Origin of the sequence: Microbacterium sp. M3 (assembly GCF_033548675.1) — a bacterium.
Classification (GTDB): Bacteria; Actinomycetota; Actinomycetes; order Actinomycetales; family Microbacteriaceae; genus Microbacterium; species Microbacterium arthrosphaerae.
In genome coordinates this window covers 500,335-526,027 of sequence record NZ_JAWTZT010000003.1, presented here as the reverse complement: position 1 = coordinate 526,027, position 25,693 = coordinate 500,335, and the positions used below count along the sequence as shown (strand labels likewise).

The window sequence follows — 25,693 nt, the reverse complement described above, 5'->3', positions numbered from 1 at the left end:
CGGTACTGCGAACCTTCGCTAGCCTCATTCTGGTGAGGGTCAGAAAGGCTCGAACAGGACGAACGCTGGGAGGCGGTTTTCATGGCCGGACATGATTTCGGTGCAACGTACAGCGAGATGGAGACGGCGGCGCAGCGCCTGCGCGACGGACGTCAGACCGTCACCGACACGCTGAAGGAACTGCAGGGCATCATCGACGACCTCGTGCAGGACGGCTTCAAGACCGAGAACGCGTCCGACGCGTACGCGACCGCGTACTCCGAGCTGACGACCTCGCTCGACGACGCCTCCGAAGCGGTCAACGACATGGCCGACGCCCTCGACCGCATGGCGGACAAGATCCGCGACACCGACGCGGAGATGGCCGGCGGCTGAGCCGACACGTCGACAGAGGTCGTGGCGCGATCGCAGGATCGTCCACGACCTCTGTCGTGCATCCCCGCCGGTTAGGATCACAGACATGAACGGAGCGCCGCGTCGATGAGGGCATCGCAGAGCTACTGGTACAACCTCACGACGCAGTCGGTGGAGCGCGCCGACGAGCGTCCGTCGGAAGACACGCTCGGCCCGTTCGCCACCGCCGAAGAGGCCGAGGAGTCGCCGGCGATGCTGCTGGAGTACGCGCGGGCCTGGCTCGAGAGCGACGAGAGCGAGAAGTTCCGCGAGCTCGCTGCCGAGAGCGACGACGGCGCCGACTTCGTGTGAAGCGCCGCGAGATGGCGTCGCACCGCCTCGCGACCGCCGCGGGCCTCGCGCTGCTCCTGAGCGGCCTCGCCGCCTGCGCGCCCGGCCTGCCGGCCACCGTCGTGCCCGGCACCCACGTCACGGTGGGGTGGTCGGAAGAGCTCACGTCCCTGAACGCCTCCGCCGCACCGACCCCGGGGAACATCGACGTCGCGGCGGCCACCCGGGGCGGATTCGGCCGGACGATCGACGGCGCGTTCGTCCCCGACGAGAGCTTCGGGAAGGTCTCGATCGTCAGCGACGACCCCTTCACGGTGCGGTACGACCTCGCCGAGCCGGTCTGGTCGGACGGCATCCCGCTCGACGCGGCGGATCTGGCGCTCGCCTGGGCGGCGGTCGCCGGTCGTCTCGGGGACGACGAGAGCACGCCACCCGCTGACGCAGAGACGGACTCGCAAGCCCTCACCACGCTCGACGAGTTCGGCCGGGCGATCGAGATCACCTTCCCCGAGCCGGCCATCGACTGGCAGAGCGCGGTCACCGCCCCTGTCCCCGCGCACGTTGTCGGTCGCCTCGCCTTCGGCATCGACGACGCGATGGAGGCGAAGCAAGCGGTCATCCGAGCCGTCCAGGAAGAGGATGCCTCGGCCCTGGCCGAGATCGCCGATGTCTGGGCGACGGGGTTCGAGGTCACCGAGAAGAGCGAGATCGGCGGGGACCTGCTGCTCTCCAGCGGTCCGTTCCGGGTGGAGCAGGTCGAGCGGGAGGCGGAAGGGCAGACCGTGACCCTGGTCCCCAACCCCTCGTACCGGGGCGCTGCGACCCCTCAGGTCGCGCGGGTGGATCTGGTGCCGTCGGGAGGCGACCCGGTGGCGGCGGTCGGTGACCTGCTGGACGTCGCGCAGGTCGCTCCGACGGCGGAGAACCGTGCGACGATCCGCGATCTGGAGCGGCGCGAGTTCGGCGTGCAGACGACGCATGACGGACACGTCTGGACGGTCCTGCTCGACCCGGCGGGCGTGTTCGCCGATCCGGCGGCGCGAACCGCGTTCCTCCGCACCGTTCCCGCCCGCGCCATGCTGGAGAACGGCGGGGGCGAATGGTCGTCGGCGTACACGGCGACCACGTCGGTGACGACGGCGCCGGACTCCGCCGCGCACCAGATCGTGAGCGAGGACTCCGGGTTCGCAGCGGTGCTCGGCTCGCCGAGCTCGGAGCCGGAGGTGGAGCGCGAGGCGGCCGGCGTCGCCGCGGGCTCGCGGGTGTGCGTGCTCTACGACCGCGGCAGTGCCTTCGCCGCCGGCGCCTTCGCGGCACTGCGCGACGCGGTCGCCGAGGCGGGCTGGAACGCCGTCGACTGCGGCAGCGACGACGTCGACGCGGCCATCGGTCAGCGGGGCTGGGATGCCGCGATCGCGCGCGTGCCGATCGCGCAGACGCCCGCCGAGCTCGCGGAGCAGTGGGGGAGCGGGAGCGAGGGGTCGCTCACGACCCACGCCGACGCCGATCGTGACGCGCTGATCGCCCAGCTCGCGCGGACCGTGGACGTCTTCGACGCGAGAGAGCTGCTCGCTCAGATCGAGGCCACGATCGTGCGCGCGGCTGTCGCCCGTCCGCTGGCCGTCGACCCGCGGCTCACCCTCGTAGACCCGGGCGTCGCGGGGGTGTCGGCGCCCGACGGCGCGGTGGCGCCCCTGCTGGGCGGTGCGGCGCAGTGGAGCGTCGTACCGTGAGCCGGCCGCCGCATCTCCGCGCCCGCGGCTGGTGCAATCGACCTGCGCCATCTGCTTAGACTGGGAGCAGCCTGCCAGAGGCGTGAAGAAAACCGAGATCACCCGCGACAACGACCTGATGACGACGAGCCCTCCGGACTCCCTGCACCCTTTCCTCGACGAGGTGGGGGCGCTCTATGGTGCCATCGCGCCGCAGGCGTCGCTGATCGCCGCCACGGAGTGGCTGCAGGGCGCGATGCGCGACGTCGCGGCCACCGGGCGGCGTCCCGTGCTGCTCACGCCCGACACCGCGCGGCTGACCTTCGCCGCACGCCGCACGCTCGACGTGCTGGGCGGCGTGTGGGTCGTCCACAGCCCCGCGGGTCTCCTGCGCGACGGTGTCACCGGCCGCCGGTACGTCGAGCTGGCCGATGCCTTCGCCCCGGTCGCCCCCGGTGAGGTGGCCGACCCGTCGCACCTTCGCGAAGACGCCGGGGCGCGGCATCCGCGTCTCGTCATCGAGCTGTCGACGGCGCACCGCGCGCGCGCCGAGACCGTTCTGGGGCGCTCCGCCGAGCTTCTCACCGACGCCCTCGTGGGCACCGACGTGCTCGGCTGGGGCACCGCCGAGCCCGCTGCTCTCCATTGGAACCGCGAGAACCTCACCGCCTACGTGCGGTCGCGGATGCCGGAGCCCACGCGCCTGGTCTACTCCGCGCACCCCGCCGCGCACACGTCCGGCACCCTCGTCGTCACGCGCACCTCGTCGGGTGTCACCGAGAACTTCACCCAGGTCGTCGGGCTGCCGGGCGGGCGCGAAGCGTTCGCCGACGCGGTCGAGCGCGCCGTGGATGGCTTCACCCGTGTCGCAGAGGAGCAGCAGCCCCTCGTCGGGGTCGTCAGCGGCACGTGGGGGCGGCTGGACGGCTCGACGCCCGCGCTGCTGCAGCCGCCGACCGCACCGCTGGTGCTGCTGATCGGCCCGCGCGCCGTCCGCGACCTGCGCATCGACATCCGGGCCGTCACCGAGCGGTTCGGCGCCCGTTCGGTGGGCAGACCCCGCATCCCGGCGCTGGTCGTGCCCCTGGCGGCGGACGGGCGGTCGGGCTGGGACGCCTTCCTCGAGCTCGGCTCGACGCTGCGCGCCGAAGATCTCGAGCGTGCGTTCGGCGTCGCCGGAACGGAGGCTGCTCGTGCCTCGTGAGGTGATCGTGGTGTCGCGCCGGCCGCTCGACATGAACGACCGGACGGTGGTGCACCCGGCTGTGGCGAAGGGACTGCACGCGCGTGCGAGGGAGCACGGCGCGGTGACGCAGTGGTGCCGCGCCGACGGAACGGCGGTGCTGACGATGCTCGGTGCCCGCGGCATGGACTACCCCGTGCTGGCGGCCGCGCAGCTGGGCTTCGAGCCGGCGGAAGACGAGCTGTTCTGGTGCGAGGGAGTCGTGCCGTTCGGACCGGATGCCGCGCTCGGCATCGAGGTGCTGCGCGGCATGGCGGCGAATGTGGGTGGACGCGTGGTGGTGGGAGGAACGGATGTCTAGTTACCAGATCTCTGCGGAGGGTGTCGCGGGAGTGCTCACCTCGATCGAGACGCCGCTGGCCGACCTCATGGCGAACTTCGAGAGCCTGAGCGGCGCGGCCCAGACCGTCTTCGACAACGACGGCATGACCGACACCGTCTCAGGTGCGATCGCGCAGCTCTTCGAGGATCAGAAGGGGCGCATCTCGACCATCGGCAACCGCGTCAACGCGGCGACGAGCGGCGCGTACTTCGCGACGCTCGCGTACGTGCAGGGCGACGAGCAGATGTGCTCCGACACGCAGACGGCGGCCGTGCAGGCCTCGCAGACGGGCGATTTCTCCTACTTCGAGGCGCGGGCGGCAGAGCTGTGACTGCGCCGATGTGCTACGCCACGGACGGGCTGATCGTCCCCGCGATGATCCCGTGCAACGGGCTGAACGCCGAGAACATCACGTCGTCGGCCACGGCGTTCCGCACCCAGGGCGGGCTCGTCCGCACGAACGCGTCGACGGTGGCGACCGCGTGGACCGGCCTCGGGCCCCACTACGTGGCGCCGGAGTCGGCGACGCTGCTCGACGTCATGACCCCCGTCTCGACCGAGTCGGACGTGTTCGCGGGCAAGATGGAGAGCGTCGCCGGCATCCTGGACGACTTCGCCGCCGAGGTCGATCCGATCCAGAAGGCTCTCGAGGGCCTCAAGGTCGAGGCGGAGGCGTTCGTCTCCGACGTCCAGGCCGGCGTGTGGGTGGAGCCGTCGAACCCGGACCACCCGCAGTACAGCGCGTACATCAGCCAGTACAGCACCTACGGCGGCGGCAGCTACAGCGGCTCCTGGAACGCGTACGGCGCGACCGAGCCCACGAGCTTCAGCGGCACCACGATCTCGTGGCGCGACCACGGGCCGAGCGTCGACCGCAACCGCGAGCTGATCCACGCGGTCGCCGACCAGTACGCCAAGCTCGACGCCGCCCAGGTCGGCGCGGCCAACCGCATCCTCGCGCTCATGGACAACTCCTGCGGCGTGCCGCTCGAAGCCGTCGAGGCGTGGCAGCTCAAGCAGGACGGCGTGGAGCTGCCCTGGGGCACCGCGGTGGAGAAGAACCGCGACTGCGGCGAGTCCTTCGGGCACGGCATGGGCGAGGCGTTCGTCGGCATGGGCGAGGGCATCGGCTCGCTGTTCGGCTACAACCCGCAGACGGGGGAGTGGGGCGACGGCGAGTGGGCGGGGCAGGCCTGGCGCGGCCTCGGCATGACGCTCGCGGGTGTCGCCACCTTCGGCCCGCTGACCCTGGCGATGCGGTTCGGCCCCGAGGGCACGGTCCCGCGGCCCGTCCGGGACTTCATCACCGAGTCGCAGGACTACGCGCTCAACGCCCTCAAGGGGATCGTGGCGTGGGACACGTGGAGTGAGAACCCGTCCGAGGCCGCCGGCACGGCGCTGGTCAACATCGGCACCTTCTTCATTCCCGGCGCGGGGACGGTCGGCGGCATCCTGAAGGCCGGCGGCGCTGGCGCACGCGTCGCCAGCATCGCGGGCGTGGTCGCCAAGGGCGCCGACGTCGTCGTGCCCGGCGGGTCGTTCGTGGTCAAGGCGCTCGCCGAGGGCACTCTCGCCGCGACCCTGCGATTCGGCCGCGGCCTCGACGACATGATCGACGTGTCGTCCCTGACGAAGGCCGACGACGCCCTGCACGCGAATCCGGGCTCGCTGCTCGGCCACACCGGCGACGACCTGCTCGGTCAGCTGGATCGCGCCGGCGGGGACGCCCCCGGCGGCCTTCCGGGCCACACCACGAACTTCGAGCTTTCCGGCGGCTCGCCGGTCGACCTGCCGGCCGGCTTCGACGGCCCCGGCGGACACATCGATGGAGCGGGTGCGCCGGATGGGTCGGGCGTCGGCGGACACGTGGACGGTGCGGGATCACCGGACGGTTCAGGTGCCGGCGGCCACGTGGACGGTGCGGGCTCGCCGGATGGGTCAGGTGCCGGCGGACACGTCGACGGCGCCGGCTCGCCGGAGCCGTCGGGGGTCGGTGGCCACGTCGACTCCGGGTCGGGCTCGAGCAACACGAGTGCTGCCGGGACCAGTTCGGGGACGCCCGGTCGCGTCTACACGATGATGGACGGCGTCGACCATCGAGCAGCATTCGCTCCCGAGCAGCTCGGCCCGAGCAGGGTTACCGACGTTCTCCTCCAGGCCCACGGCGTCAGTCGTGTGGATTACGTCCGCCTGATCAACACACCCATCGGTTCGCTCACCGCTGCGGAGCGCGGGACGATCAACAGCGTCCGCGACGCGCTCACTGCTCAGGTGACCCCCGACACGGTGTTCCAGAAGGTGATGGATCAGCCGCGCTTCGTGCCCCAGCCCGACGGGTCGGCGAAGGTGGTCTTCGGCCAGGCGGAGAGATTGATCCTCGAAGACCAGACGGTGGTCACGGGCTCGGTGTCTGTCGCCGACGACACAGCCCATCTCGCGACGCCGCGCGATTTCTTCTACGGACTCCGGCTGGACTACCCGAACACGAACTTCTCACCGGGTGACGGCTCGGCATTCGTGCTGCGATTCCAGCTCGACGGTCAGGTGCCCAATGCGATTCGACCGCAGTTGCACAGCTCTATGGGCGGGGACGGCTCGGTGGACTACTACAGCCCGCCTTTCACTGGAAACGGATTTCTGGCCGACCCGACCGACATACTTCCGGAATATCGAGCGAACAGCGTGGATATGCGGGACGGCGCGGAAGTATGGGAAGTTCTCGATGACGGTACTCAGCGGCTCTACGCGGTGCTGCGGGGTCAGGAATGGATACCGCAGGGATGAGTGTGGACGAAATCCCGACCAACGCGACCTTGTACGAGTATCGCGGGGAGACGTTTCTCCGCCACTCCGGAGGCGGGACATACAAGAGGGTCTGGGTCGACGGGCCTCTCACCCATGAGAGGTTTCCGGATGCGCTCGAGTTCAGTTCCGATCCGGGCGAGCCGTGGGTGATGCTGCCGACGGTCGCATTCGATGCCGGCTTCCGCCGGACGGTCTTCGCCAACTGGCATGGAGAGCCCGTCGTCGTGGAGTCGGTGATCCGGATCGGGCTGCGACGGGGGTTGGTGCGCATCGCGTATGTCGGGAATCATCCGGACCAGGCGGTCGCGGCAGGCCTGAGCGGCGACCAGTTCAACGGTTGGAGCGCTGAGGTGCTTCCGTCCGAGCTCGAGGAGATCCACGTCGAGATGTCCGAATTTGCGATCGAGAAATGAAGGTCGGGCGTTGAGCAGGGTCGTCCTGCAGAAGCTCCTCCATCCAGGTCTGTCAGCGATGCTGCTGGATCGAGGTTACGACCAGGTTGCAGGCTTCGTGGTCGAGGCAGCCGCTGCCACCGGATTGCGGACGCCGCAAGCCTTGCGGGCGGCTCATGGCATCGCTGACGACGGTACGCCGTCGTTGGATGTCGTTCGGTTCGTTCTGCCGGTCTGTGCCGCGTTGGTCCCGCCCGCCGCCGTCGCCAGACCTTGGCCGAACTACCCGCACGGATTTCTCAGCCCGGTGGACGACGCGATCGTTCCGGTGTGGAAGTTGTCGACGACTCGTTATCCGCCCGGCGCAGAGCTCTGGCGAATCTACGACGACGGCCATCAGGAGATGGTGTCGGCATACGGCGGCGCCGCACGGGGATGGTCGGGCGCCCGGGAGTGGCGGCCGACATCACGCTATTTCGGCACCCGCGCGGTGTGGAACGGCATCGAGTACGCGGCCGACGTCGCGGGCGATTCGGTCGAACTGACGTCGTTCACGACGCCCCAAGGTGACGGCTGGGCGCAGTATCGCGACGCGACCTGGAGCAGGACAGTTGCCGTGGGCCAGTGCGATGTATATGAGCTGAGCTTCGACGCCGTGCTGGATGATGCGCCGGTCCGCGTGCTCGAGGTCATAGGTGCGAACGTGCGAGTGCAACTGCTCGACGATGACCCCGAGGTCGCGCGCCGGCTCGACGCCGCCATGATCGACCTCGGTGTTTTCGAGCTCTCCGGGATCGCAGGCTCGAGGCTGACGGAGACGCAACTGACAGCAACTCACCTCCTCGCTCCCGACGCGTGAGCAAAACGCACTCGTTTCTCAGGAAGCTGAGCGGATACGAGCGCACCACGAGCGGGGTGAGACAGTGATCGCGTGGAAAGGGTGGAGGTCCGATGAAGCCGCAGGCGGACGCCGGCGCGCTCTTGCGTTCCGTCCTTCAGCACGATCGGCTGTGGGAGGTGGCCTTCCGCGGCAGGAATCCGCGATTGCAGCCGGAGGGCAGCCTGCGCATCGTCCAGACTCGGGCGTTCGACGTCGAGCAGTGGATCGAGGTGGCTCCGGGTGGGGTCTATGAGTACTGGGTCAGCGAGCGCGGGCGGGCGGACCGCCAGTTCCGGACTGCGGATGTCGAGGCCGCCGAGATGTTCCTCCTCCAGTGCGGACTCCGCTCGCAGGGCAAGACCTCGCTGCGCCGTTCACCCTTCGAGCCCCCACCGGGTTTTCGGATCTCGGGCCTGCCCGATGGTGGCGTCGACCTGTCGTGGGGCGATGGGAGATGGGCGGAGTTCTTCGGCCTCGGCATCCTGCAGGAAGCGCTGACGTTCGCCTGGCTGACCCTCGAGGACCGCGTTGTGATCTCGGAAAGCGTGCGCTCACCAGCACACGAAGATCCGCTGTGGTTCAGCGGCTCCTCGCCGGAGCTTCGAGGGCCCACCGGTGTGCCGACGGTGACGGCATGGAAGATGTGGCTCAAGGAGCGGGAACCGACATCCGACCATGACGAATCGGCGGTGTTGTGAGTTGGGTCGCGGAGCTCGTCGCGACTCTGCACGCGACGATGGCCCTTCCCGAAGACGCCTGGCTGGAAGTCGATTCGCGTCGGGTGCGCGTGGTCAGCGACATCGAGATCCAACACGAGGTCACGATGTCCGACGGCATCTACACAGTGAGTCTCGTCGACCGAGGGAAGGTCTCGCCCGTCTTCACGTCGAACGACGAGCGGGCGGTCGTCGCTTATCTCGCCTTCATGGACAGGCTTCCGCGGTCAGTGCGCGGGTGCATCTACCGCCGACCGCCGGGCTTCGTGATCACGCAGGATGCCGGCGAGCCCGCGTTCTTCCGCTGGGGTGAGGATCGATGGGCGGCAGCTCTCGCACAGGATTCCTCACTCGGGCTCGGCCTGGTCTGGGCATGGGTTTTCGCGGCAGAGGATTCACGCATCCGCATGTGGACGTCGCCATCGGGGAACGGCACGCTGCTGTGGCCGGACTCCGCCGAAGAGCGATGCGCGCTGTCGGCCGAGCTCGTCTACGGGATGACCGTGGACGCGTGGGAGGCTTGGCTGACCGAGCACCCCGAATTTGACGGAGGCGACCGTGACGGTCGGCTGTGTCGTGACCCGCTGGGTGCAAGAGGTCGCTTCCCTGGTGCACGCGATGATGACCCTTCCGGCCGGGGCTTGGCTGGAAGTCGACAGCCACCGTCTGCGCGTGGTCAGCGACGTCGAGCTCCAGCACGAGGTCTCTCACTCCGAAGGCGTATTCACCGTCAGTCGCGTCGAGCGAGGCAACGTTTCGCCGCTCTTCCGGTCGAACGACCAGCGGGCGATCGTCGCCCGCCTCGCCCTCCTCGGCCGTTTCCCCGATTCCGTGCGCGGGTGTGTCTACCGGCGGCCGCCGGGGTTCTCGACCACGCAGGATGCCGGCGAGCCCGCGTTCTTCCGCTGGGGTGAGGATCAGTGGGCGGCCGCGCTCGCACAGGACTCCTCACTCGAGCTCGGCCTCGTGTGGGCATGGGTCTTCGCGGCTGAGGATTCACGCATCCGCACGTGGACGTCGCCATCGCGGGACGGCACGCTGCTTTGGCCGGACTCAGCCGGCGAGCGATGCGCGCTGCCCGCCGAGCTCGCCTACGGGATGACTGTCGACGCGTGGGAGGCTTGGCTGATGGAGCATCCAGAACTCGATGGAGGCCGCACATGCTGTCCATGACTGCCGTATGCTCCCCGACGCCGGGGTGCCTCCGGGAGGGGCGATGAGGATCGCGCCTCGCGTCGGCTTGCACGCGATCGTGGACGGGCGCGAGTATCCATTGGAGCGTGCGCAGGGCGGCGGGTGGGAGATCTGGACTCCGGCTACGGCGGAAGCGCCGCCGACCGGCTGGGGTCGCTCCGGCAGTGTCTTCGCTCGGCCCGTGACCGCGACAGATGTCGGCGGTGTGATCCGCATCGACTACGAGGGTGAATACCGGGGCGTCCCGGTGCAGCTCTCGCCGAATTTCGCCGGCGGCTTCGAGCTGTGGTCCAGCCATGTCGAGGACGCGGTGCGCGTAGGCCTCACGCAGACCGAGGCCACCCGCGTGCACGATGCCGTCGCAGCCGACGACCCCGACCTGGTGTACCGTCAGACGCGCGAACCGGTGCCCTTTCCGACCGCTCCGGCCGCATAGTGCCGGCGCTGGGGACGTCGGAATCCGGCTGTGAAAGCGTCCGAGCGGGGAGATCACCGATGGCGAGTGAACACGCCTCGGACGGCGACACCGTCGAACGTGCGAGTCTCGACGCGGCTCTCGAGGACCTCGGGGCCTGGGCGCCGCGGGCAGGGTACGAGCGCTCGGTCGTCGAGGGTGCGATCGTGTTCGCGGACGGGGGCGGGGAGCTGCGCTACTACGTGCGCTTCGACGGGCAGGAATTCACGCTGTCGCACGCGCAGCGCGCGGAAGGTGAGTCTCTGCTTCTCGCGGCGTCCGACCTGGAGGACGTGGAGAGGATGCTCTCGGAGCGCATCGGCGCCGACCTTCGAGCGCAGCGTGGCGAAGCTCCCGTGCCACTGCCGTTCGCGCTTGCGGAGCTCGCGCCCGGCTACCGCCTCGACACCACCGAAACAGGGTGGGCCGACCTGATCGATGAGCGGGTCGACCGGCGGGTGGGACGCTTCCGGCACACGGACGTTCCCTTCGCCGCCGTCTCGTTCTCGTGGTACGCCGGCGAAGATCCCTCGACCCTCCGCGCCGCGTTCGAGGGCGCCGTTGCCGAATTCGGCGGCGCCGAGGCAGAGGGGACTCGGTGACGCTCGTGGATGAGCGGTTGAGCGCAGCAGTGCTCGCCTGAAGCGTGGTCTGCGCCGCGGTCCACGGTCGTGTCCGATTTCCGCGAGCCGATGTCGGGGGAGCGTGTCAGGCTAGGGGTATGAGCCTGGCCATGACGTTCGAGGAGCGGTACCGCGCGATCGACTCGCGCGATGCGCGCTTCGACGGGCAGTTCGTCACCGCCGTGCGCTCGACCGGCATCTACTGCCGCCCGAGCTGCCCGGCCCGCACGCCCAAGGCCTCGAACGTCACGTTCTATCAGACGAGCGCCGCCGCCCACGAGGCGGGGTATCGCGCGTGCAAGCGATGCCTCCCCGAGGCGGCGCCCGGCTCGCCGCAGTGGAACCTCCGTGGCGACACCGCCGGCCGCGCGATGCGCCTCATCGCCGACGGGGTGGTCGAGCGCGAGGGCGTGCCGGGCCTGGCGCGCCGCCTGGGCTACTCGCCCCGCCACCTCACGCGACTGCTCACCACCGAGCTCGGCGCCGGCCCCCTGGCCCTCAGCCGAGCCCACCGCGCGCAGACGGCCCGCATGCTGCTCGTCGGCAGCGACATGCCCGCCGCCGACGTCGCGTTCGCCTCGGGGTTCGCGAGCGTGCGCCAGTTCAACGACACCGTCCGTGAGGTGTTCGGGATGCCGCCGCTCGAGCTCCGTGCGCGGCGCCGGCTCTCTCGCCCGGGCGAGCGGGTGGCCGCCGCACCGACGCCCGGTGTCGCCATCGACCTCGCGCTCCCGCACCGCGGCGCGCTCGATGCCGCCGGGCTGTTCGAGTGGATGAGCGCCCGCGCGCTGCCGGGAGTCGAGACGGCCACGGCGTCGACGTTCGCACGCACGCTGCGCCTCCCGCACGGACCGGCCTGGTTCGAGCTCCGGCTCGACGACCTCGGCCGCGTCCGGCTCCGCGCTGCGCTCACCGACCTCTCCGACCTGTCGACGCTCGTCACGCGGGCGCGGCGGCTGTTCGACCTCGACGCCGACCCGGACGCGGTCGACGAGTCGCTGTCGCGGCATCCGGAGCTCGCGCCGCTCGTGACCGCGCTCCCCGGCATCCGCGTCCCGGGCGCCGCCGACCCGCACGAGATGCTCATCCGCGCGATGGTCGGCCAGCAGATCACGGTGGCCGCCGCCCGCACGGCGCTCACCGCCCTCGCCGCTCGGCTCGGCGAGGAGGTGCCGGCGTTCGAGGGCATGCTCGCCGGTCCGGCCGAGAGCCCCCACCCGGCCGCTGACGCCCCGGGTGCGTCGCGCCTGTTCCCGACCATGGCGGCCATCGCCGAGCGCGGCCGCGAGGTGCTGCGAGGACCGGCCGCCCGCATCCGCGCGATCACCGGCGCTGCCGCGGCCCTAGCCGGTGGTGAGCTGCCCCTCACCACCGGCGACGACGCCGCGGAGCAGCGCGCCGCGCTCCTCGCGATGCCGGGCATCGGCCCGTGGACCGCCGACTACGTGCGCATGCGCGTCCTCGCCGACCCCGACGTCTTCCTTCCCGGTGACGTCGCCGTCCGCTCGGGCGCCGCGGCGATCGGCCTGCCGGCAGAGCCGCGGACGCTCGAGGGCTGGGCCGCGCGCACCGCGCCGTGGCGCAGCTACCTCACCGCCCACCTGTGGCGCGCCGTGCCGCCGCGTCAGCCCGCGCGGCGGGTCGCGGCATCCCGAACATCCCCCTCGCCCGCAGCGACCACCGGAGGCGTCTCATGACCACCGCGACCATCCAGACCGTCGACACCCCCGACGGAGCCTTCACGATCCTCGCCGACGACACCGGGCACGTGCTCGCGTCGGGCTGGACCGCCGACCGGGCGACGATCGTCGCTCGGCTGTCGGAGCGCACGCGTCCGACGACGCTGGCGACGGGGGAGACGGATGCCGCAGCCGCCGTCGCGGCCTACTACGACGGTGACGTGACCGCCATCGACGACGTGCCCGTCGCGCAGCACGGCACGGCGATGCAGCTCGCGGGCTGGGAGGCGCTGCGACGGATCGAGCCCGGACGCCCGCTCACCTACAGCGAGTTCGCGGTCGAGCTCGGCTCTCCGAGCGCCGTGCGGGCCGCGGCATCCATCTGCGCCCGCAACGCGCCCGCCCTCTTCGTGCCGTGCCATCGCGTGCTCCGGTCGGACGGCACGCTCGGCGGCTTCGCCTGGGGGCTCGACGTCAAGCGCCGGCTGCTCGACCGCGAGAGCGGCTCTCGCGCGATCTGAGTGAAATCGCACCCTGACGGCGCGTAGGCGTTGCCGGCAGACGACGGCGCACCCCACGATGGGCGCATGGTGCCCAAGGTGTGGTGGTGGATCCTCGCGGGGGTCTTCGTCGTGATCGTCGCGGTCGGAGCGGTGCGCATCGTCGGATCGACCGAGCCGGCGCAATCGACGGAGTCGGCCGAGGCGTCTGCGCCGGCCGGGCCCATCATCGATCCCGCTGCGGTGGGCGACGTCGAGCGGGCGAGCTGGACGTTCCTCGTCTACATGATCGGCGACACGGACCTCGAGCCCTACGCGCTCGACGACATCGCCGAGATGGCATCGGTCGGCTCGACCGACGACGTCAACGTCGTCGCGCTGGTCGACCGCAGCCCCGACTACTCGACCGACCCCGCCGTGGATCTCGCCGACTGGGAGGACACGGTCGCCCTCCGCGTCGAGCAGGACCACCTCGAGGTGATCGGCGTGCCCGGCGAGCTGAACATGGGCGACCCGCAGACCCTGGCGGACTTCGTCGTGGCGGCGACCGCGTCGTTCCCCGCCGACAACTACGGGCTCGTGCTGTGGGATCACGGAGCCGGGTGGCCCGGGGTCGGCCCCGACGAGACGGACGGCTACGACGTGCTCGAGCTCGCCGAGATGGACGAGGCGCTCGCAGTCGGGCTCGAGCAGGCGGGCGTCGACAAGCTCGACCTCCTCGGCTTCGACGCGTGCCTCATGTCGACGTACGAGGTCGCGAGCGTCATGGCATCGCACGCCGACTACATGGTCGCCTCGCAGGAGCTCGAGCCCGGCCACGGCTGGAACTACGAGGAGCTCGCCCTGCTCGCCGACGACCCGGCCGCCACCGCTGCCGATCTCGGGTCGGCCTTCCTCCGGGGTTACGCCGAGCAGGCGGAGGAGTGGGGGACCGGCGCCGACATCACGCTGTCGCTGCTCGACCTCGCCCAGGTGACGGGCGTGCAGGATGCCGTCGCTCAGCTCGCGGGCGTCTACGAGGCGAACCCCGACGGCCTCGGACCGACCCTGGCCAGGGCGCAGACCGACGTGCTCGAGTTCGGCCGCAACCCCGACCCCGAGCTCGCCACCAACCAGATCGATCTCGGCGGCTACGTCGAGAACCTCGCCGAGGGCGGCGGGCCAGAGGTGGCCGCCGCCGCTGCTGCGGTGACCGGGGCGCTCGACGCCCTGGTGATGGACGAGACGGCCGGACCGGCGACCGACTCGGCGTCGGGGCTGTCGATCTACTTCCCGGAGATCGAGGACTACTTCTCGCAGGACTACGCGGCGCTCACCGACGTGCCGGCGTGGCCGAGCGCACTCTCGGCCTTCTTCGAGAGCGGCGACCGGCTCGCCGACGAGGTGCGCGCCCGCTTCGAGACCGGGGACGACGCCACCGAGGTGGTGTTCGACGATGCGGGAGTCGCCTTCACGGCCTTCCTGCCGCCCGCCTCCGCGGCGGCGCTCGTCGAGGCGACGGTCTCGGCGGGGTACCGGGACGGCGACGACATCGTCTACGTCGCCCAGATGCCGGCCGCGCTCACCGTCGAGGCCGACCAGGCCGCGGTGTCGGCGCAGTACGACCTCACGTTCCTCAACCTGCGCAGCGGCGACGAGGAGATCGCGGTGTACCAGGACGTCACCACCGATCCGGAGACCGGCTACCGCACGATCGACGTGCCGCTGCAGTACGTGGCCGCCGGCGACGACGAGTACCAGGACGCCCTCATCTCGATCATCGTCGACGACGAGGGGACCATCCTCGAGGAGGACTTCTACCTCGTCGACGAGGAGTCCGGCACCTACGGTGCCATGACGCCGGATCCCGATGCCCGGATCTACCCGGTCGCGCTGGTCCTCGTCGACGACGAGGAGTGGGAGTACCAGCGCACCGACGACGACGGCATCCCCGCCGACCTGCCCTCGATCGAGTACCTGCTGGAAGACCTCGAGCCGGGCACGACGCTGGTGCTCGACGCCGACGTGCAGGACTACGGGCAGTCCGCCGACACCGTGAGCGTCGAGGTCGAGATCCCCTGACTCACCGCGAAGTGGAAAGCGCTTGTTGCGCTCAGCGAACTCTCAGGTATACGCTGGAGGGCTGACGTGTCGTTACGAACGGCCGTCAGCCCCCGTCCCGCGAACCTAGGAGGAAGCCATGTCTCAGGCCGTCGTCACCACGAAGCCGATTGTCTTCCTCCGCGCCGCCGGGAACACGCGCGTCGTCTTCGAGGGATAGTCCCCAGCCGACCTCCGCACGATCCGCCGCCTCGGGCGGCAACCAGGCCCCTCGACCGGGCCGGCATAGGATCACCCGCTCTCGCGTTCTGATCGACAGGACGACCCTCCGGCATTCCGCACGACGTCTGTGCGGCCGTGCCGCGCCCGCCGTTCTCCACGGCACCGATTCACCTCGCAACACCACTCACAAGGATCATGACTCCGTCTTCCGCTGAGGCACTCTCCACTCCCCGGGCGCTCGCGCGCCTCTACCCCTTCGTGAAACCCGTCCTGCCGCGCCTGACGATGGGCGCCGCCAGCGCGCTCGCGGCCAGCCTGCTGGCCCTGGCGATCCCGCTCGTGCTCGAGCAGGTCGTGCGGGGGCCGATCGCGTCCGGCGATCTCGCCCTCATCGGCTGGGGCGCCGCGGCGATCCTCGCCCTCGGCCTCGCCGAAGCCGCCATGGTGTGGCTGCGCCGCTGGTTCGTCCTGGCCCCGGCCACGCTCGTCGAGTACGACCTGCGGCAGACGTTCTACTCGCGCCTGCAGAGGCTGCCGGTCGCGTTCCACGACCGCTGGCAGTCCGGCCAGCTGCTCAGCCGCATGATGCAGGACATCAGCATGCTGCGCCGGTGGCTCGCATTCGGCCTGGTGCTTCTCATCGTCAACGTCATCACGATCGTCGTCGGCACGGCGCTGCTCTTCCGCTGGCACTGGGTGCTGGGCACGATCTTCCTCGTCACCTCTGCGCCGCTGTGGTACGCCGGGTACCGGTTCGAGAAGACCTACGGCACCCTCGCGCGCCAGTCGCAAGACCAGGCGGGCGATCTCGCGACCTCCGTCGAAGAGAGCGTCCACGGCATCCGGGTGCTCAAGGCGTTCGGTCGCGGCACGCACGCGCTGCAGCGCTTCACGCGGCAGGCCGAGACCCTCCGCGAGACCGAGCTGCGCAAGGCCCGCGCGGTGGGCTGGATCTGGTTCTGGCTGGTGCTGCTCCCCGACATCGCCTTCGCGCTGTGCCTGGGCGCGGGCATCTACCTGACCGCGCTGGGGCAGCTGCAGGGCGCGGAGCTCATCGCGTTCTTCGCGATGGCCACCGTGCTGCGCTGGCCAATGGAGTCGATCGGCTTCCTGTTCTCGTTCCTCCTCGACGCGCGCACCGCGACCGACCGCATCTTCGAGGTCTTCGACGAGGAGAACACCATCGTCGACCCCGAGGCGCCGGTCTCGATCGAGCGTCCGCGGGGCGAGCTCGCGTTCGAGGGCGCGCACTTCCGGTACCAGGATGCCGCGTCCCGCGAGCGCGACCTGCTCGACGGCGTCGACCTCGTGCTGCGCCCCGGCGAGACCATGGCGCTCGTCGGTCTCACCGGTTCGGGCAAGACGACGCTCACGACGCTTCCGACGCGCCTCTACGACGTGACCGGTGGCCGGGTGACGCTCGACGGCGTCGACGTCCGCGATCTGACGCTGAAAGAGCTGCGCACCCACATCGGCATGGCGTTCGAGGACGCGACGCTGTTCTCGCAGAGCGTGCGCGACAACGTGCTCATCGGGCGCGAGGATCTCGTGCCGGGCAGCGACGAGGCTGAGCGCGTCCTGCGCGAGGCCCTCGGGGTCGCCCAAGCGGGCTTCGTGGACGAGCTGCCCGACGGGGTCGACACGATCATCGGCGAGGAGGGGCTCTCGCTCTCGGGCGGGCAGCGCCAGCGCCTGGCGCTCGCGCGTGCGGTCGCCGCACGCCCTGCGGTGCTCGTGCTCGACGACCCGCTATCGGCGCTCGACGTCGACACCGAGGCGCTCGTCGAGGACGCCCTGCGCGAGGTGCTGCACGACACCACCGCGCTGGTCGTCGCGCACCGCCCGTCGACGGTGATGCTCGCCGACCGCGTGGCGCTGCTCGAGGCGGGCAGGATCACGGCCGTCGGCACCCACTCCGAGCTGCTGCGCAGCAGCGACCACTACCGCCACGTCATCTCGAGCCTCGAGGTGGAGGAGGCGCGCTTGCAGGCGCTCCGACAAGCGCAGGAACCGATGGGGGAGGTGACCCGGTGAGCACCACGGTGACCGGAACGAGCGGCGAAGACCGCTCCGACTACACGCGCGCCGAGAGCAAGGCGATCCGCAAGCGCTCGCTGCGGCTGCTGGGCTCGCTGATCACGCCCGTCCGCGGCCAGCTCGTGCTCGCCGCGGTGGTGCTGGTGATCTCGACCGCTCTGCGGGTGGCGGGTCCCTGGCTCATCGGCGTCGGCATCAACAACGCGCTGCCCGCCGCGGTCGAGCGGATGGACTGGGCCCCGACGATCGTGGTCGTCTCGGTGTACCTCGTCGCCGCCGTCGGCGGTGCCGCGCTCATCGGGTGGTACGTGGTCGTGGCGGCGCGCCTGACGCAGGCGATCATGCTCGACCTGCGCAAGCGCATCTTCCTGCACACCCAGCGCCTGAGCCTGGAGTTCCACGAGTCGTACACGTCGGGCCGCATCATCTCGCGCCAGACGAGCGACCTCGACACCATCCGCGAGCTCCTCGACGGAGGCCTCAACGAGCTCGTGTCGGGCATCCTCTACGGGGCGTTCACGCTCGTCGCGCTGTTCCTCGTCGATTGGCAGTCCGGCGTCATCCTCACCGTCATGGGGATCCCGCTGTTCCTGCTGATGCGCTGGTTCTACACCCGCTCGCAGCTGGTGTACCGCGAGTCGCGCGTGATCAGCGCCAAGGTGATCGTGAAGTTCGTCGAGTCGATGACGGGCATCCGCGCCGTCAAGGCGTTCCGCAAGGAGGTCCGCAACGACGAGGAGTTCGGCGCGCTGGCGATGGACTACCGCGACGTGAACATGCGCTCGATCCGCCTGTTCGGCACCTTCGAGCCCGGGCTCATGGCCGTCGCCTCGCTGACCCTGGCGGTCGTGATCGCGTGGGGCGGCATCCGGGTCGTCGACGGCGCCATGGAGATCGGCTTCCTGCTGTCGGCGGTGCTCTACGTCCGCAACTTCTTCTCGCCGCTGCAGGAGGTCGCGTTCTTCCTGAACTCGTACCAGTCGGCGACGGCGGCGCTCGAGAAGGTGTCGGGCGTGCTGGAGGAGGAGCCGACCGTGCCCGACCCGCGGCATCCGGTCGATCTCTGGCAGGCGAAGGGGCACATCCGGTTCGACGACGTCCTCTTCGGGTACTCGCGCGACCGCGTCATCCTGCCGGACTTCTCGCTCGACATCCCCGCCGGTCAGACGATCGCACTCGTGGGCACGACGGGCGCCGGCAAGTCGACGCTCGCCAAGCTGGTGTCGCGGTTCTACGACCCGACGCAGGGCTCGGTGTCACTCGACGGCGTCGACCTGCGCTCGCTGCACCCGAAGGACCTCCGCCGCGCGATCGTCATGGTCACGCAGGAGGCGTACCTGTTCAGCGGCACCGTCGCCGACAACATCGCGCTCGGCAAGCCCGACGCGACGCTCGACGAGATCAAGGCCGCGGCACGGGCGGTCGGCGCGGACGGCTTCATCGAGGCGCTTCCCGACGGCTACGACACCGACGTGAACAAGCGCGGCGGCCGCGTCTCGGCGGGCCAGCGCCAGCTGATCTCGTTCGCGCGGGCGTTCCTGGCCGACCCGGCGGTGCTGATCCTCGACGAGGCCACGGCCTCGCTCGACATCCCCTCCGAGCGCCAGATCCAGGATGCGCTGCAGACCCTCCTCGCCGACCGCACCGCGATCATCATCGCCCACCGCCTGTCGACGGTGGCGATCGCTGACCGCGTGCTGGTGATGGAGCACGGCCGCATCATCGAGGACGACGCTCCCGACGAGCTGATCGGCGGCGACGGCAAGTTCGCGCAGCTGCACGCCGCCTGGCGCGAGTCGCTCGTGTAGCCCTCGGCGCCCCTGCTCGGATGCCCCGGCCCACCTGTCCACACAGGGCCGGGGCATCCGTCGTCCGCGGGTCAGGCGCGCGCGATCGAGACCGCGGCGGCGAGCGGATGCCCCGGCGCGAGGTCGGCGAGGGCCACGGCCCCGTCGATGCCGTGACCGAGGGGCTCGACGAGCGCCACGTCGAGCTCGCTCGCCGCGATATGGGACGCGAAGGCCTCGCGCAGCTGCGGCGAGCGGAAGACGCCGCCGATCGAGCACACCGAGAAGTGCTCGTCAGGGTCGGAACGGACCCGCCGCAGCGCGGACTCGACGCTGTGCGCCAGCTCGCCGCCGGCGCGCACCGTGATGTTCTGCGAGACCGCGTCGCCGTCGGTGGCCAGGCGCGCCACCGGCTCGGCGAAGGAGGCGATGATGCTCACCCGGTCGTCGGCGGACTGCAGGCTGATGTAGGCCTCCGCGAGGTCGGGCCAGCGCTCCCGTGCGACAGCCGTGAGCGCCGTCGCCGGACCCCTGCCGTCGTACTCGCGCATGACGGCGTCCAGCGCCTCCCGACCGATCCAGTAGCCGCTGCCGGCGTCGCCCATGAGGTAGCCCCAGCCGTCGACGCGGGCCACGCGATCCCGGCCCACGGCGAGGGTCACCACCCCGCCGCCCGCGGCGACCACCGCGCCGCGACCGTCGGCGAGGGCGCCGAGGAACGACGTCGTCGAGTCGTGCGCGAGCACGACCTCGTGCACCGCGGCGTCGTCGATCCGGGCGAGGAGGGCTGCGGCATCCGCTTCCCGCGTGGTGAGGCCCGAGACCCCCGCGGTCACGGCCCAGGCCGGTGCGCCGGTGCGGGCCACCGCCCCGTGGGCGACCGCCGCCAGCTGCGGCAGCAGCGGCTCGTCGGTGCGGATGCCGGGGAACACGATGTCGTGCCCGCCGTGGCGCACCTTGATGCCGGTCTGGCCGGCGTCGATCGCCAGCACGCCCGGGGTCATCGCACCGCCCCCGCCGTGCGTGCCGTGTACTGCTCACGGAGGAAGTCGCCTGCCGGCTTGCCGTACGGGCAGTAGTCGTCGTTGCTCGCGGCGTCGGCGACGTCGTAGAGCCGAGCGGGCCAGTCCCACATCATGAATCCCCCCACCCACGCGCGCTGCGCGCACGCCTCGAACATGACCCTGTAGTACCGCAGCTGCTCGTCGCCCGAAACCGCCCCGGGCAGCGACCAGTCATTCGGACGGTCGGCGGAGCCCTCGCGGGACGGGCAGCCGGCCTCCATGAAGAAGAACGGCTTGCCGGTCGCAGCGACGGTGACCTCGATGCGATCGAGCTCGGCCTCCCACCGGTCGATGGGGTAGTAACCGCTCGAGGTCACTACGTCGACGGCGTCCCACCATGTGAGGCGGTCCTCCTGGTACTTGTCGCAGTTGTAGGTGACGAGCCCCGAGTACTCGGCGCGCACGGCGGCGATGAGCTCGCGCCACTCGGCCTCGCGGGCGTCGGCGCGCACCATCTCGCAGCCGACGCACAGCATCTCGCAGCCTTCCGCTTCGGCGATCCGCGCCGCGTGCACGATGAACTCGCGGTACGAGGTGAACCACTGGCCCCATGTCGGCTCACCGGGGACGTCCTGATCGAAGAAGCCGATGTGCGCGCGCCAGGTGCCGTCGGCGACGTTGACGACCGGCTTCAGGCACACCTTCAGCCCGAGCGCCTTCGCCGCGCGGATGGCGCCGACGATCTCGTCGTCGGTCACCGTCGGCACCTCGCGGAACCGCACCTCGGTCGACTGCGCGGTGTCTTGCAGGGCGGAGTAGGCGAGCGCGGTCCAGTTGACCCCGTGGTCGGCCATCAGGCGGAGGGAGTCGGATGCCGCGGCACCCGTCCACGATCCGCGCACGCCCGTCCAGCCCCAGGTCATCCCCGCCACGTACGGCTCGAGCACCCGGGTGTCGGCGGCGGTCACGACGCGACCAGTTCGTTCGCGGTGCGCAGCACGCGCGGATCCGACAGGGCGGATGCCGTGAGCCCGGCGCCGTCGTGTCGCACGAGCACCGTCGTGCTCTCGCCGGGCAGCAGCGTCACGAGCGCATCGGACGCCGTCGCCGCGGGGTCGACCTTGTCGACCAGCAGCGCCAGGTCGCGCACCAGGTTGCGCGCGCGCAGGGTGACGCGGGTGCCGCCGTCGACCGCTTCGGCGTCGAGATCGACCTCGGCGGCCCCGAGCGCGGAGTCGCGGGGCTCGGCGAAGAACCAGTGGCCGCGCACGTCGCCGACGCCCGCGACGACGAGCTCGCTCGCCGCGGCCCCGGCCGCCGCCACGTCGCCCGGGAGTGCGACCGTGACCGTCTCGCGCGGAGCCAGCGACACCGGCGCGGTGAAGACCGCCAGCTCATCGCCCGCGAAGGCGACGCGGCGCGCCGTCAGCTCTCCGGCCCAGCGCTCGGCGGTGTCGTTCACGAGCACGGCCGCGAGGCCGCCGTCGCGCGGCTGCACCGTGACCAGCCGCGGCGCGAACGCGTTCTTGAGGGCGTAGTAGAGCGGCTTCTCGCGCTCGTCGCCGTCGATCGCCGCCCACGAGGTGACGGGCCAGCAGTCGTTGAGCTGCCACACGATCGCGCCCTGCGTGTGCGGCGCCCACGATCGGAAGTGCTCGAGCGCGGTGCGCACGGCGAGGGCCTGGTTGAGCTGCATCGCCCAGTGCCAGTCCTCCATGGCCTCCGGCATCCGGAAATGGGGGATGAGTCCGTTCGTCAGCTTGGTGTTCCCCTCCATCGCCTTCTGGTGCACGATCATGCCGGGCGACTCGGGGGTGAGCGGCGCGTCCGAGACCGAGCGCGTGAGCGTTGTCCATGCGGGCGGACCCTGCCATCCGAACTCGGCGACGAACCGCGGGCGGTGGTCGCGATAGGTGTGCCAGTCCTGGCGGTTCCACTGCTCCCACAGGTGCATCGAGCCGTGCTGCTCGTCGTTGGGGTGCGGGCCGGTCTGGCGCTCGCCGTCCCACCCGGCGCCGGGGCTGAACGGGCTGCCGGGCGCGTAGGGCACGTGGGGCGCGAGCTCGGCGACGAGCGAGGGGAACAGCTCGTAGTAGTAGTGCGCGCCCCATGTCTTGCCGTCGAGGCGCAGCTTCCAGCCCCAGTCCTCGTACCCCCACAGGTTCTCGTTGTTGCCGGTGAGCAGCACGAGCGACGCGTGGTGGCCCAGGCGCACGATGTTCTCGCGCGCCTCGGCCTCGATCTCGGAGCGCAGCGGCTCCTCCTCGGCGTAGGCGGCGCACGCGAAGAGGAAGTCCTGCCAGACCAGCAGGCCGAGCTCGTCGGCCAGCTCGTAGAAGTCGTCCGATTCGTAGAGCCCGCCGCCCCACACGCGGATGAGGTTGAGGTTCGCGTCGAGCGCCTGCTCGAAGCGACGGCGCAGCCGGTCGCGCGTGACCCGCACGGTGAGGGCATCGTCGGGGATCCAGTTGACGCCCTTGACGAACACCGGTTGGTCGTTGACGACGAGGGTGAACGGGGTGCCCTCCGCGTCGGGCGTCGTGTCCCACCGCACGTCGCGGAAGCCCACGCTGCGATGCGTCGCATCGAGCACGTCCGGTCCGTCGCCGTGAAGCCGCACGTCGACGACGTACAGCGGCTGCTCGCCGTAGCCCGCGGGCCACCACCGCTGTACCGCGGGAAGCTCGAGCTCGACGCGGGTGCGCTCGCCGGTGACCTCGACGATCGTTCCGGGAGCCGACTCCTCGCCCAGCCCGGGACCGCTGACGGTGACACTGACGGAGAGGGGAGCGGATGCCGCAGCCCCGGCACGTTCGAGATCCACGTCGACCGCGATGGTGCCGCCGTCGCCGACGGGGGTCGCGACGACGCGCGTCCGGGCGAGGCGGGCCGCCGACCACGACTCCAGGTGCACCGGCTTCACGATGCCGCTGGTGTAGGTCGCGATGCCCCAGTCCCACCCGAAGCTGCACGCCGACTTGCGGATCGCGTCGTACGGCAGCGGGTACGGACGCTGGCGGGTGCCGAGCGTCACGCTCTGCTCGTTGGCGTACTTCACCGGCGAGCGGAACCGCACGGCGAGTTCGTTCTCGCCCTCGACGAGGGCGTCGCGCACGTCGAACCGATAGGAGCGGTGCTGGTTCGCCGTCGCGCCGAGCTCGCGCCCGTTGAGGAGGATGGTCGTCACCGTGTCGAGGCCCTCGAACACGAGGTCGGTGCGGTCCGCGGCATCCGGCATCCACTCGAACGTGGTCTCGTAGGTCCAGTCGACCAGTCCGATCCAGGCCAGCGCCGACTCGTTGTCGTCGAGGAACGGATCGGGGATGAGCCCTTCGGCCAGCAGATCCGTGTGCACGCAGCCGGGAACGGTCGCGGGCACGACGGCGCCGTCGAGCGCGGTCGGCGCCGGGCCGGCGGCGGCACGCACCTGCCATCCGGAGTGCAGCGGTCGGCGGAGGAGCGCCGCGGTCGCGGCGGGGGAGGGTGCGGTCACTTGACGGCTCCTGAGGTGAGGCCCTTGTAGATCCACCGCTGCAGCAGCAGGAAGGCGATGAGGGTCGGGATGATGACGAGGACGGTTCCGGCGGCGATGACCTCCCACTGTGCGCCGAACGGTCCCTTGAACCGGAACAGCGACGTGGAGATGAGGCCCTCGGAGGGCAGGTAGAGGAAGGGGGCGTAGAACTCGTTGTAGATCGCGATGCCCTTGATGATCACGACGGTGGCGATCGCCGGCTTCAGCAGGGGCAGGACGATGCGCCAGTAGATCGTCCAGCGGTTCGCGCCGTCGATCATCGCCGCCTCGTCGAGCGAGACCGGGATCGACTGCATGAACTGGATGAACAGGTAGATCGCGATGATGTCGGTGCCCATGAAGAGCAGGATCAGCGCGGCCTTGGTGTCGTAGAGCCCGAGTCCGTTGATGAGCTGGAAGGTCGCGACCTGGCTCGTGACGCTCGGGATGAGGGTCGCCACGAGGAAGAGGCCGAACACGAGATTCTTGCCGCGGAAGGCGAAGCGGTCCAGCGCGTACGCGGCCATCGTGCCGATGAAGATCGTGCCGGCCAGCGACACGACGAGCACGATCGTGGTGTTGACGAATCCCTCGAGCATCTTCCCGCTGGTGAAGGCGGTGACGAAGTTGTCGAAGTTGAGCCAGTTCTCGGGCGGGTCGAAGGGGCCCGTCTGGGCGTACTCCGGCGCCGTCTTGAGGCTGGCGAAGAGCAGCACCGACAGGGGGAGGAGGGTCACGACCGAGGCGATGACGAGGCTGAGGTACTTCGCCGTGCTCGCGCTCACGCCCCGCAGGCGCTCGAGGGGCGAGCGACCGCGTGCCGGACGGGCCGGGGTGGTGCGCAGCGGCATCGTGCGCAGCGGTTCGGTGGTGGTCATGTCAGGTCGACCTTCTCGTCGGGGAACACCTTGCGCTGGATCCACGTGACGATCAGCACGATCGCCAGGAGGACCACGGCCATGGCGGAGGCGAGCCCCACCTGCCGGAATGTGAAGGCGGTCTGCAGCGTCTGGATGACGAAGGTCGCCGAGCCGTTCGCGCCGCCGGTCATGATGAACGGGATCTCGAACACGCTCAGGCTCCCCGCGATCGCGAGGATGAACGAGAGTCCGATCACGCGCCGGATGCCGGGGAAGATGATGGCCCAGAACTGCTGCCAGCGGGTGGCGCCGTCGAGCTCGGCCGCCTCGTAGAGCTCGTGCGGGATCGACTGGATCGCGCCGAGGAAGAGCACGAAGTTCATGCCGGTGTAGCGCCACACCGAGGTGCCCGCCAGCGACCAGTTGACGACGTCGGGGTTGCCCAGCCACTGCGGCGGGTCGGCGACGCCGAACCAGCTCAGCACGGTGTCGAGCGTGCCGCCCGGCTGGAAGAGGTAGAGGAAGACGAAGCCGATGGCGACGCCGTTGATGAGGTACGGGAAGAACAGGATGCCGCGGAACAGGTTCGAGAACCGCGTCGAGAAGCTCAGCAGTGTCGCGAAGTACAGGGCGATCGCCATCTGCGCGAACGACGCGGCGAAGTAGTACAGGCTCACCCCGAACACCGCGAAGATGCGCGGGTCGGTGAACACCTGCACGTAGTTGTCGAGCCCGACGAAGTTCTTCTCGAGGTCGATGCCGTCCCAGTCGGTGACGCTGAAATAGAAGAGGTTCAGCGCCGGCCAGTAGGTGAACAGCAGCAGGAGCCCGACGGCTGCCGCGAGGAAGAACCACGGGGTGAGGTGCTGCAGGACGCTGCGTCCTGCCGAGCCGCCCCGCCGGCGGTCGGACCGGCGGAAGGATCCGCCGAACCGACGCGCCCGCGCGGGGGCGGAGAGGACGGCAGGGGCATCCGCCGGTGCCGCACCCGGAGTTGCGATGGCCATGTCTCTGCCGTCCTCCCG

Annotated in this window: 23 protein-coding genes; 18 read left to right on the top strand and 5 right to left on the bottom strand. The window is 70.5% G+C overall.

Going from position 1 to position 25,693, the window contains the following annotated elements; genetic code table 11:
• Nucleotides 1–81 precede the first annotated feature (81 nt).
• From R8Z57_RS12125 to R8Z57_RS12040, 18 genes are all read left to right on the top strand, one after another.
• A complete protein-coding gene (locus R8Z57_RS12125; RefSeq protein ID WP_235565690.1) occupies nt 82–375 on the top strand; it encodes a WXG100 family type VII secretion target in 294 nt (97 codons plus the stop codon).
• A 105-nt stretch (nt 376–480) separates the two neighbouring features.
• The gene (locus R8Z57_RS12120) at nt 481–705 is read left to right on the top strand and encodes a hypothetical protein (protein WP_318354020.1); all 225 of its coding nucleotides are present in this window, start codon (nt 481–483) and stop codon (nt 703–705) included.
• A gap of 11 nt (nt 706–716) precedes the next feature.
• A complete protein-coding gene (locus tag R8Z57_RS12115; RefSeq protein WP_318354019.1) occupies nt 717–2,417 on the top strand; it encodes an ABC transporter substrate-binding protein in 1,701 nt (566 codons plus the stop codon).
• Nucleotides 2,418–2,499: 82 nt separating this feature from the next.
• The gene (locus R8Z57_RS12110) at nt 2,500–3,600 is read left to right on the top strand and encodes a DUF6177 family protein (RefSeq protein WP_318354018.1); all 1,101 of its coding nucleotides are present in this window, start codon (nt 2,500–2,502) and stop codon (nt 3,598–3,600) included.
• Nucleotides 3,590–3,940 carry a hypothetical protein gene (locus R8Z57_RS12105; RefSeq protein WP_318354017.1) on the top strand — a complete coding sequence of 117 codons (351 nt, stop codon included), beginning with the start codon at nt 3,590–3,592 and terminating at the stop codon, nt 3,938–3,940. The genes R8Z57_RS12110 and R8Z57_RS12105 overlap by 11 nt, the downstream gene beginning before the upstream one ends.
• Entirely contained in the window at nt 3,933–4,292 is a 360-nt protein-coding gene (locus R8Z57_RS12100) for a DUF6507 family protein (RefSeq protein WP_318354016.1), read from the top strand. Before R8Z57_RS12105 ends, R8Z57_RS12100 begins: the two co-directional genes overlap by 8 nt.
• An 8-nt stretch (nt 4,293–4,300) precedes the next feature.
• On the top strand, nt 4,301–6,745 hold the full coding sequence (locus R8Z57_RS12095; protein ID WP_318354015.1) for a hypothetical protein: 2,445 nt from the start codon (nt 4,301–4,303) through the stop codon (nt 6,743–6,745).
• Between the two features lie 2 nt (nt 6,746–6,747).
• On the top strand, nt 6,748–7,179 hold the full coding sequence (locus R8Z57_RS12090; protein WP_318354014.1) for a hypothetical protein: 432 nt from the start codon (nt 6,748–6,750) through the stop codon (nt 7,177–7,179).
• Between the two features lie 10 nt (nt 7,180–7,189).
• The gene (locus tag R8Z57_RS12085; protein ID WP_318354013.1) at nt 7,190–8,017 is read left to right on the top strand and encodes a hypothetical protein; all 828 of its coding nucleotides are present in this window, start codon (nt 7,190–7,192) and stop codon (nt 8,015–8,017) included.
• Nucleotides 8,018–8,109: 92 nt separating this feature from the next.
• Nucleotides 8,110–8,736: a hypothetical protein gene (locus R8Z57_RS12080; RefSeq protein ID WP_318354012.1), complete on the top strand. Its 627-nt coding sequence runs from the start codon at nt 8,110–8,112 to the stop codon at nt 8,734–8,736.
• A gap of 594 nt (nt 8,737–9,330) precedes the next feature.
• Nucleotides 9,331–9,927, top strand: a complete 597-nt coding sequence (locus R8Z57_RS12075) for a hypothetical protein (RefSeq protein ID WP_318354011.1) — start codon at nt 9,331–9,333, stop codon at nt 9,925–9,927.
• Between the two features lie 202 nt (nt 9,928–10,129).
• Complete coding sequence (locus R8Z57_RS12070; protein WP_318354010.1) at nt 10,130–10,384, top strand: hypothetical protein; 255 nt, start codon at nt 10,130–10,132, stop codon at nt 10,382–10,384.
• Between the two features lie 59 nt (nt 10,385–10,443).
• On the top strand, nt 10,444–11,004 hold the full coding sequence (locus tag R8Z57_RS12065; RefSeq protein ID WP_318354009.1) for an Imm61 family immunity protein: 561 nt from the start codon (nt 10,444–10,446) through the stop codon (nt 11,002–11,004).
• Nucleotides 11,005–11,123: 119 nt separating this feature from the next.
• Nucleotides 11,124–12,722 (top strand): AlkA N-terminal domain-containing protein, encoded by a 1,599-nt coding sequence (locus tag R8Z57_RS12060; RefSeq protein WP_318354008.1) that lies wholly within the window; start codon nt 11,124–11,126, stop codon nt 12,720–12,722.
• Nucleotides 12,719–13,225 carry a methylated-DNA--[protein]-cysteine S-methyltransferase gene (locus R8Z57_RS12055; protein ID WP_318354007.1) on the top strand — a complete coding sequence of 169 codons (507 nt, stop codon included), beginning with the start codon at nt 12,719–12,721 and terminating at the stop codon, nt 13,223–13,225. Before R8Z57_RS12060 ends, R8Z57_RS12055 begins: the two co-directional genes overlap by 4 nt.
• Nucleotides 13,226–13,291: 66 nt before the next feature.
• On the top strand, nt 13,292–15,265 hold the full coding sequence (locus tag R8Z57_RS12050) for a clostripain-related cysteine peptidase (RefSeq protein WP_318354006.1): 1,974 nt from the start codon (nt 13,292–13,294) through the stop codon (nt 15,263–15,265).
• Nucleotides 15,266–15,661: 396 nt separating this feature from the next.
• Nucleotides 15,662–17,500: an ABC transporter ATP-binding protein gene (locus tag R8Z57_RS12045; protein ID WP_318354005.1), complete on the top strand. Its 1,839-nt coding sequence runs from the start codon at nt 15,662–15,664 to the stop codon at nt 17,498–17,500.
• Complete coding sequence (locus tag R8Z57_RS12040) at nt 17,497–19,311, top strand: ABC transporter ATP-binding protein (RefSeq protein ID WP_318354004.1); 1,815 nt, start codon at nt 17,497–17,499, stop codon at nt 19,309–19,311. The genes R8Z57_RS12045 and R8Z57_RS12040 overlap by 4 nt, the downstream gene beginning before the upstream one ends.
• A gap of 71 nt (nt 19,312–19,382) precedes the next feature.
• On the opposite strand, the gene R8Z57_RS12035 is transcribed toward R8Z57_RS12040, so the two are convergent.
• The 5 genes from R8Z57_RS12035 to R8Z57_RS12015 are packed head-to-tail and all read right to left on the bottom strand — an operon-like array spanning nt 19,383 to nt 25,675.
• Entirely contained in the window at nt 19,383–20,294 is a 912-nt protein-coding gene (locus R8Z57_RS12035; protein WP_318354003.1) for an N-acetylglucosamine kinase, read from the bottom strand.
• Nucleotides 20,291–21,262: a glycoside hydrolase family 113 gene (locus tag R8Z57_RS12030; RefSeq protein ID WP_404810351.1), complete on the bottom strand. Its 972-nt coding sequence runs from the start codon at nt 21,260–21,262 to the stop codon at nt 20,291–20,293. The genes R8Z57_RS12035 and R8Z57_RS12030 overlap by 4 nt, the downstream gene beginning before the upstream one ends.
• Complete coding sequence (locus tag R8Z57_RS12025) at nt 21,259–23,787, bottom strand: glycosyl hydrolase 2 galactose-binding domain-containing protein (protein WP_318354002.1); 2,529 nt, start codon at nt 23,785–23,787, stop codon at nt 21,259–21,261. Before R8Z57_RS12025 ends, R8Z57_RS12030 begins: the two co-directional genes overlap by 4 nt.
• Nucleotides 23,784–24,686 (bottom strand): carbohydrate ABC transporter permease, encoded by a 903-nt coding sequence (locus tag R8Z57_RS12020; protein WP_378722783.1) that lies wholly within the window; start codon nt 24,684–24,686, stop codon nt 23,784–23,786. Before R8Z57_RS12020 ends, R8Z57_RS12025 begins: the two co-directional genes overlap by 4 nt.
• Nucleotides 24,683–25,675, bottom strand: a complete 993-nt coding sequence (locus R8Z57_RS12015) for a sugar ABC transporter permease (protein WP_318354001.1) — start codon at nt 25,673–25,675, stop codon at nt 24,683–24,685. Before R8Z57_RS12015 ends, R8Z57_RS12020 begins: the two co-directional genes overlap by 4 nt.
• Nucleotides 25,676–25,693: the final 18 nt, after the last annotated feature.

Bases quoted from the DNA above. Each gene is read 5' to 3' on its own strand.
- R8Z57_RS12125 (WP_235565690.1), top strand. From the start codon at position 82: ATGGCCGGACATGATTTCGGTGCAACGTACAGCGAGATGGAGACGGCG.
- R8Z57_RS12120 (WP_318354020.1), top strand. From the start codon at position 481: ATGAGGGCATCGCAGAGCTACTGGTACAACCTCACGACGCAGTCGGTG.
- R8Z57_RS12115 (WP_318354019.1), top strand. From the start codon at position 717: ATGGCGTCGCACCGCCTCGCGACCGCCGCGGGCCTCGCGCTGCTCCTG.
- R8Z57_RS12100 (WP_318354016.1), top strand. From the start codon at position 3,933: ATGTCTAGTTACCAGATCTCTGCGGAGGGTGTCGCGGGAGTGCTCACC.
- R8Z57_RS12095 (WP_318354015.1), top strand. From the start codon at position 4,301: ATGTGCTACGCCACGGACGGGCTGATCGTCCCCGCGATGATCCCGTGC.
- R8Z57_RS12080 (WP_318354012.1), top strand. From the start codon at position 8,110: ATGAAGCCGCAGGCGGACGCCGGCGCGCTCTTGCGTTCCGTCCTTCAG.
- R8Z57_RS12065 (WP_318354009.1), top strand. From the start codon at position 10,444: ATGGCGAGTGAACACGCCTCGGACGGCGACACCGTCGAACGTGCGAGT.
- R8Z57_RS12060 (WP_318354008.1), top strand. From the start codon at position 11,124: ATGAGCCTGGCCATGACGTTCGAGGAGCGGTACCGCGCGATCGACTCG.
- R8Z57_RS12055 (WP_318354007.1), top strand. From the start codon at position 12,719: ATGACCACCGCGACCATCCAGACCGTCGACACCCCCGACGGAGCCTTC.
- R8Z57_RS12050 (WP_318354006.1), top strand. From the start codon at position 13,292: ATGGTGCCCAAGGTGTGGTGGTGGATCCTCGCGGGGGTCTTCGTCGTG.
- R8Z57_RS12045 (WP_318354005.1), top strand. From the start codon at position 15,662: ATGACTCCGTCTTCCGCTGAGGCACTCTCCACTCCCCGGGCGCTCGCG.
- R8Z57_RS12035 (WP_318354003.1), bottom strand. From the start codon at position 20,294: ATGACCCCGGGCGTGCTGGCGATCGACGCCGGCCAGACCGGCATCAAG.
- R8Z57_RS12020 (WP_378722783.1), bottom strand. From the start codon at position 24,686: ATGACCACCACCGAACCGCTGCGCACGATGCCGCTGCGCACCACCCCG.
- R8Z57_RS12015 (WP_318354001.1), bottom strand. From the start codon at position 25,675: ATGGCCATCGCAACTCCGGGTGCGGCACCGGCGGATGCCCCTGCCGTC.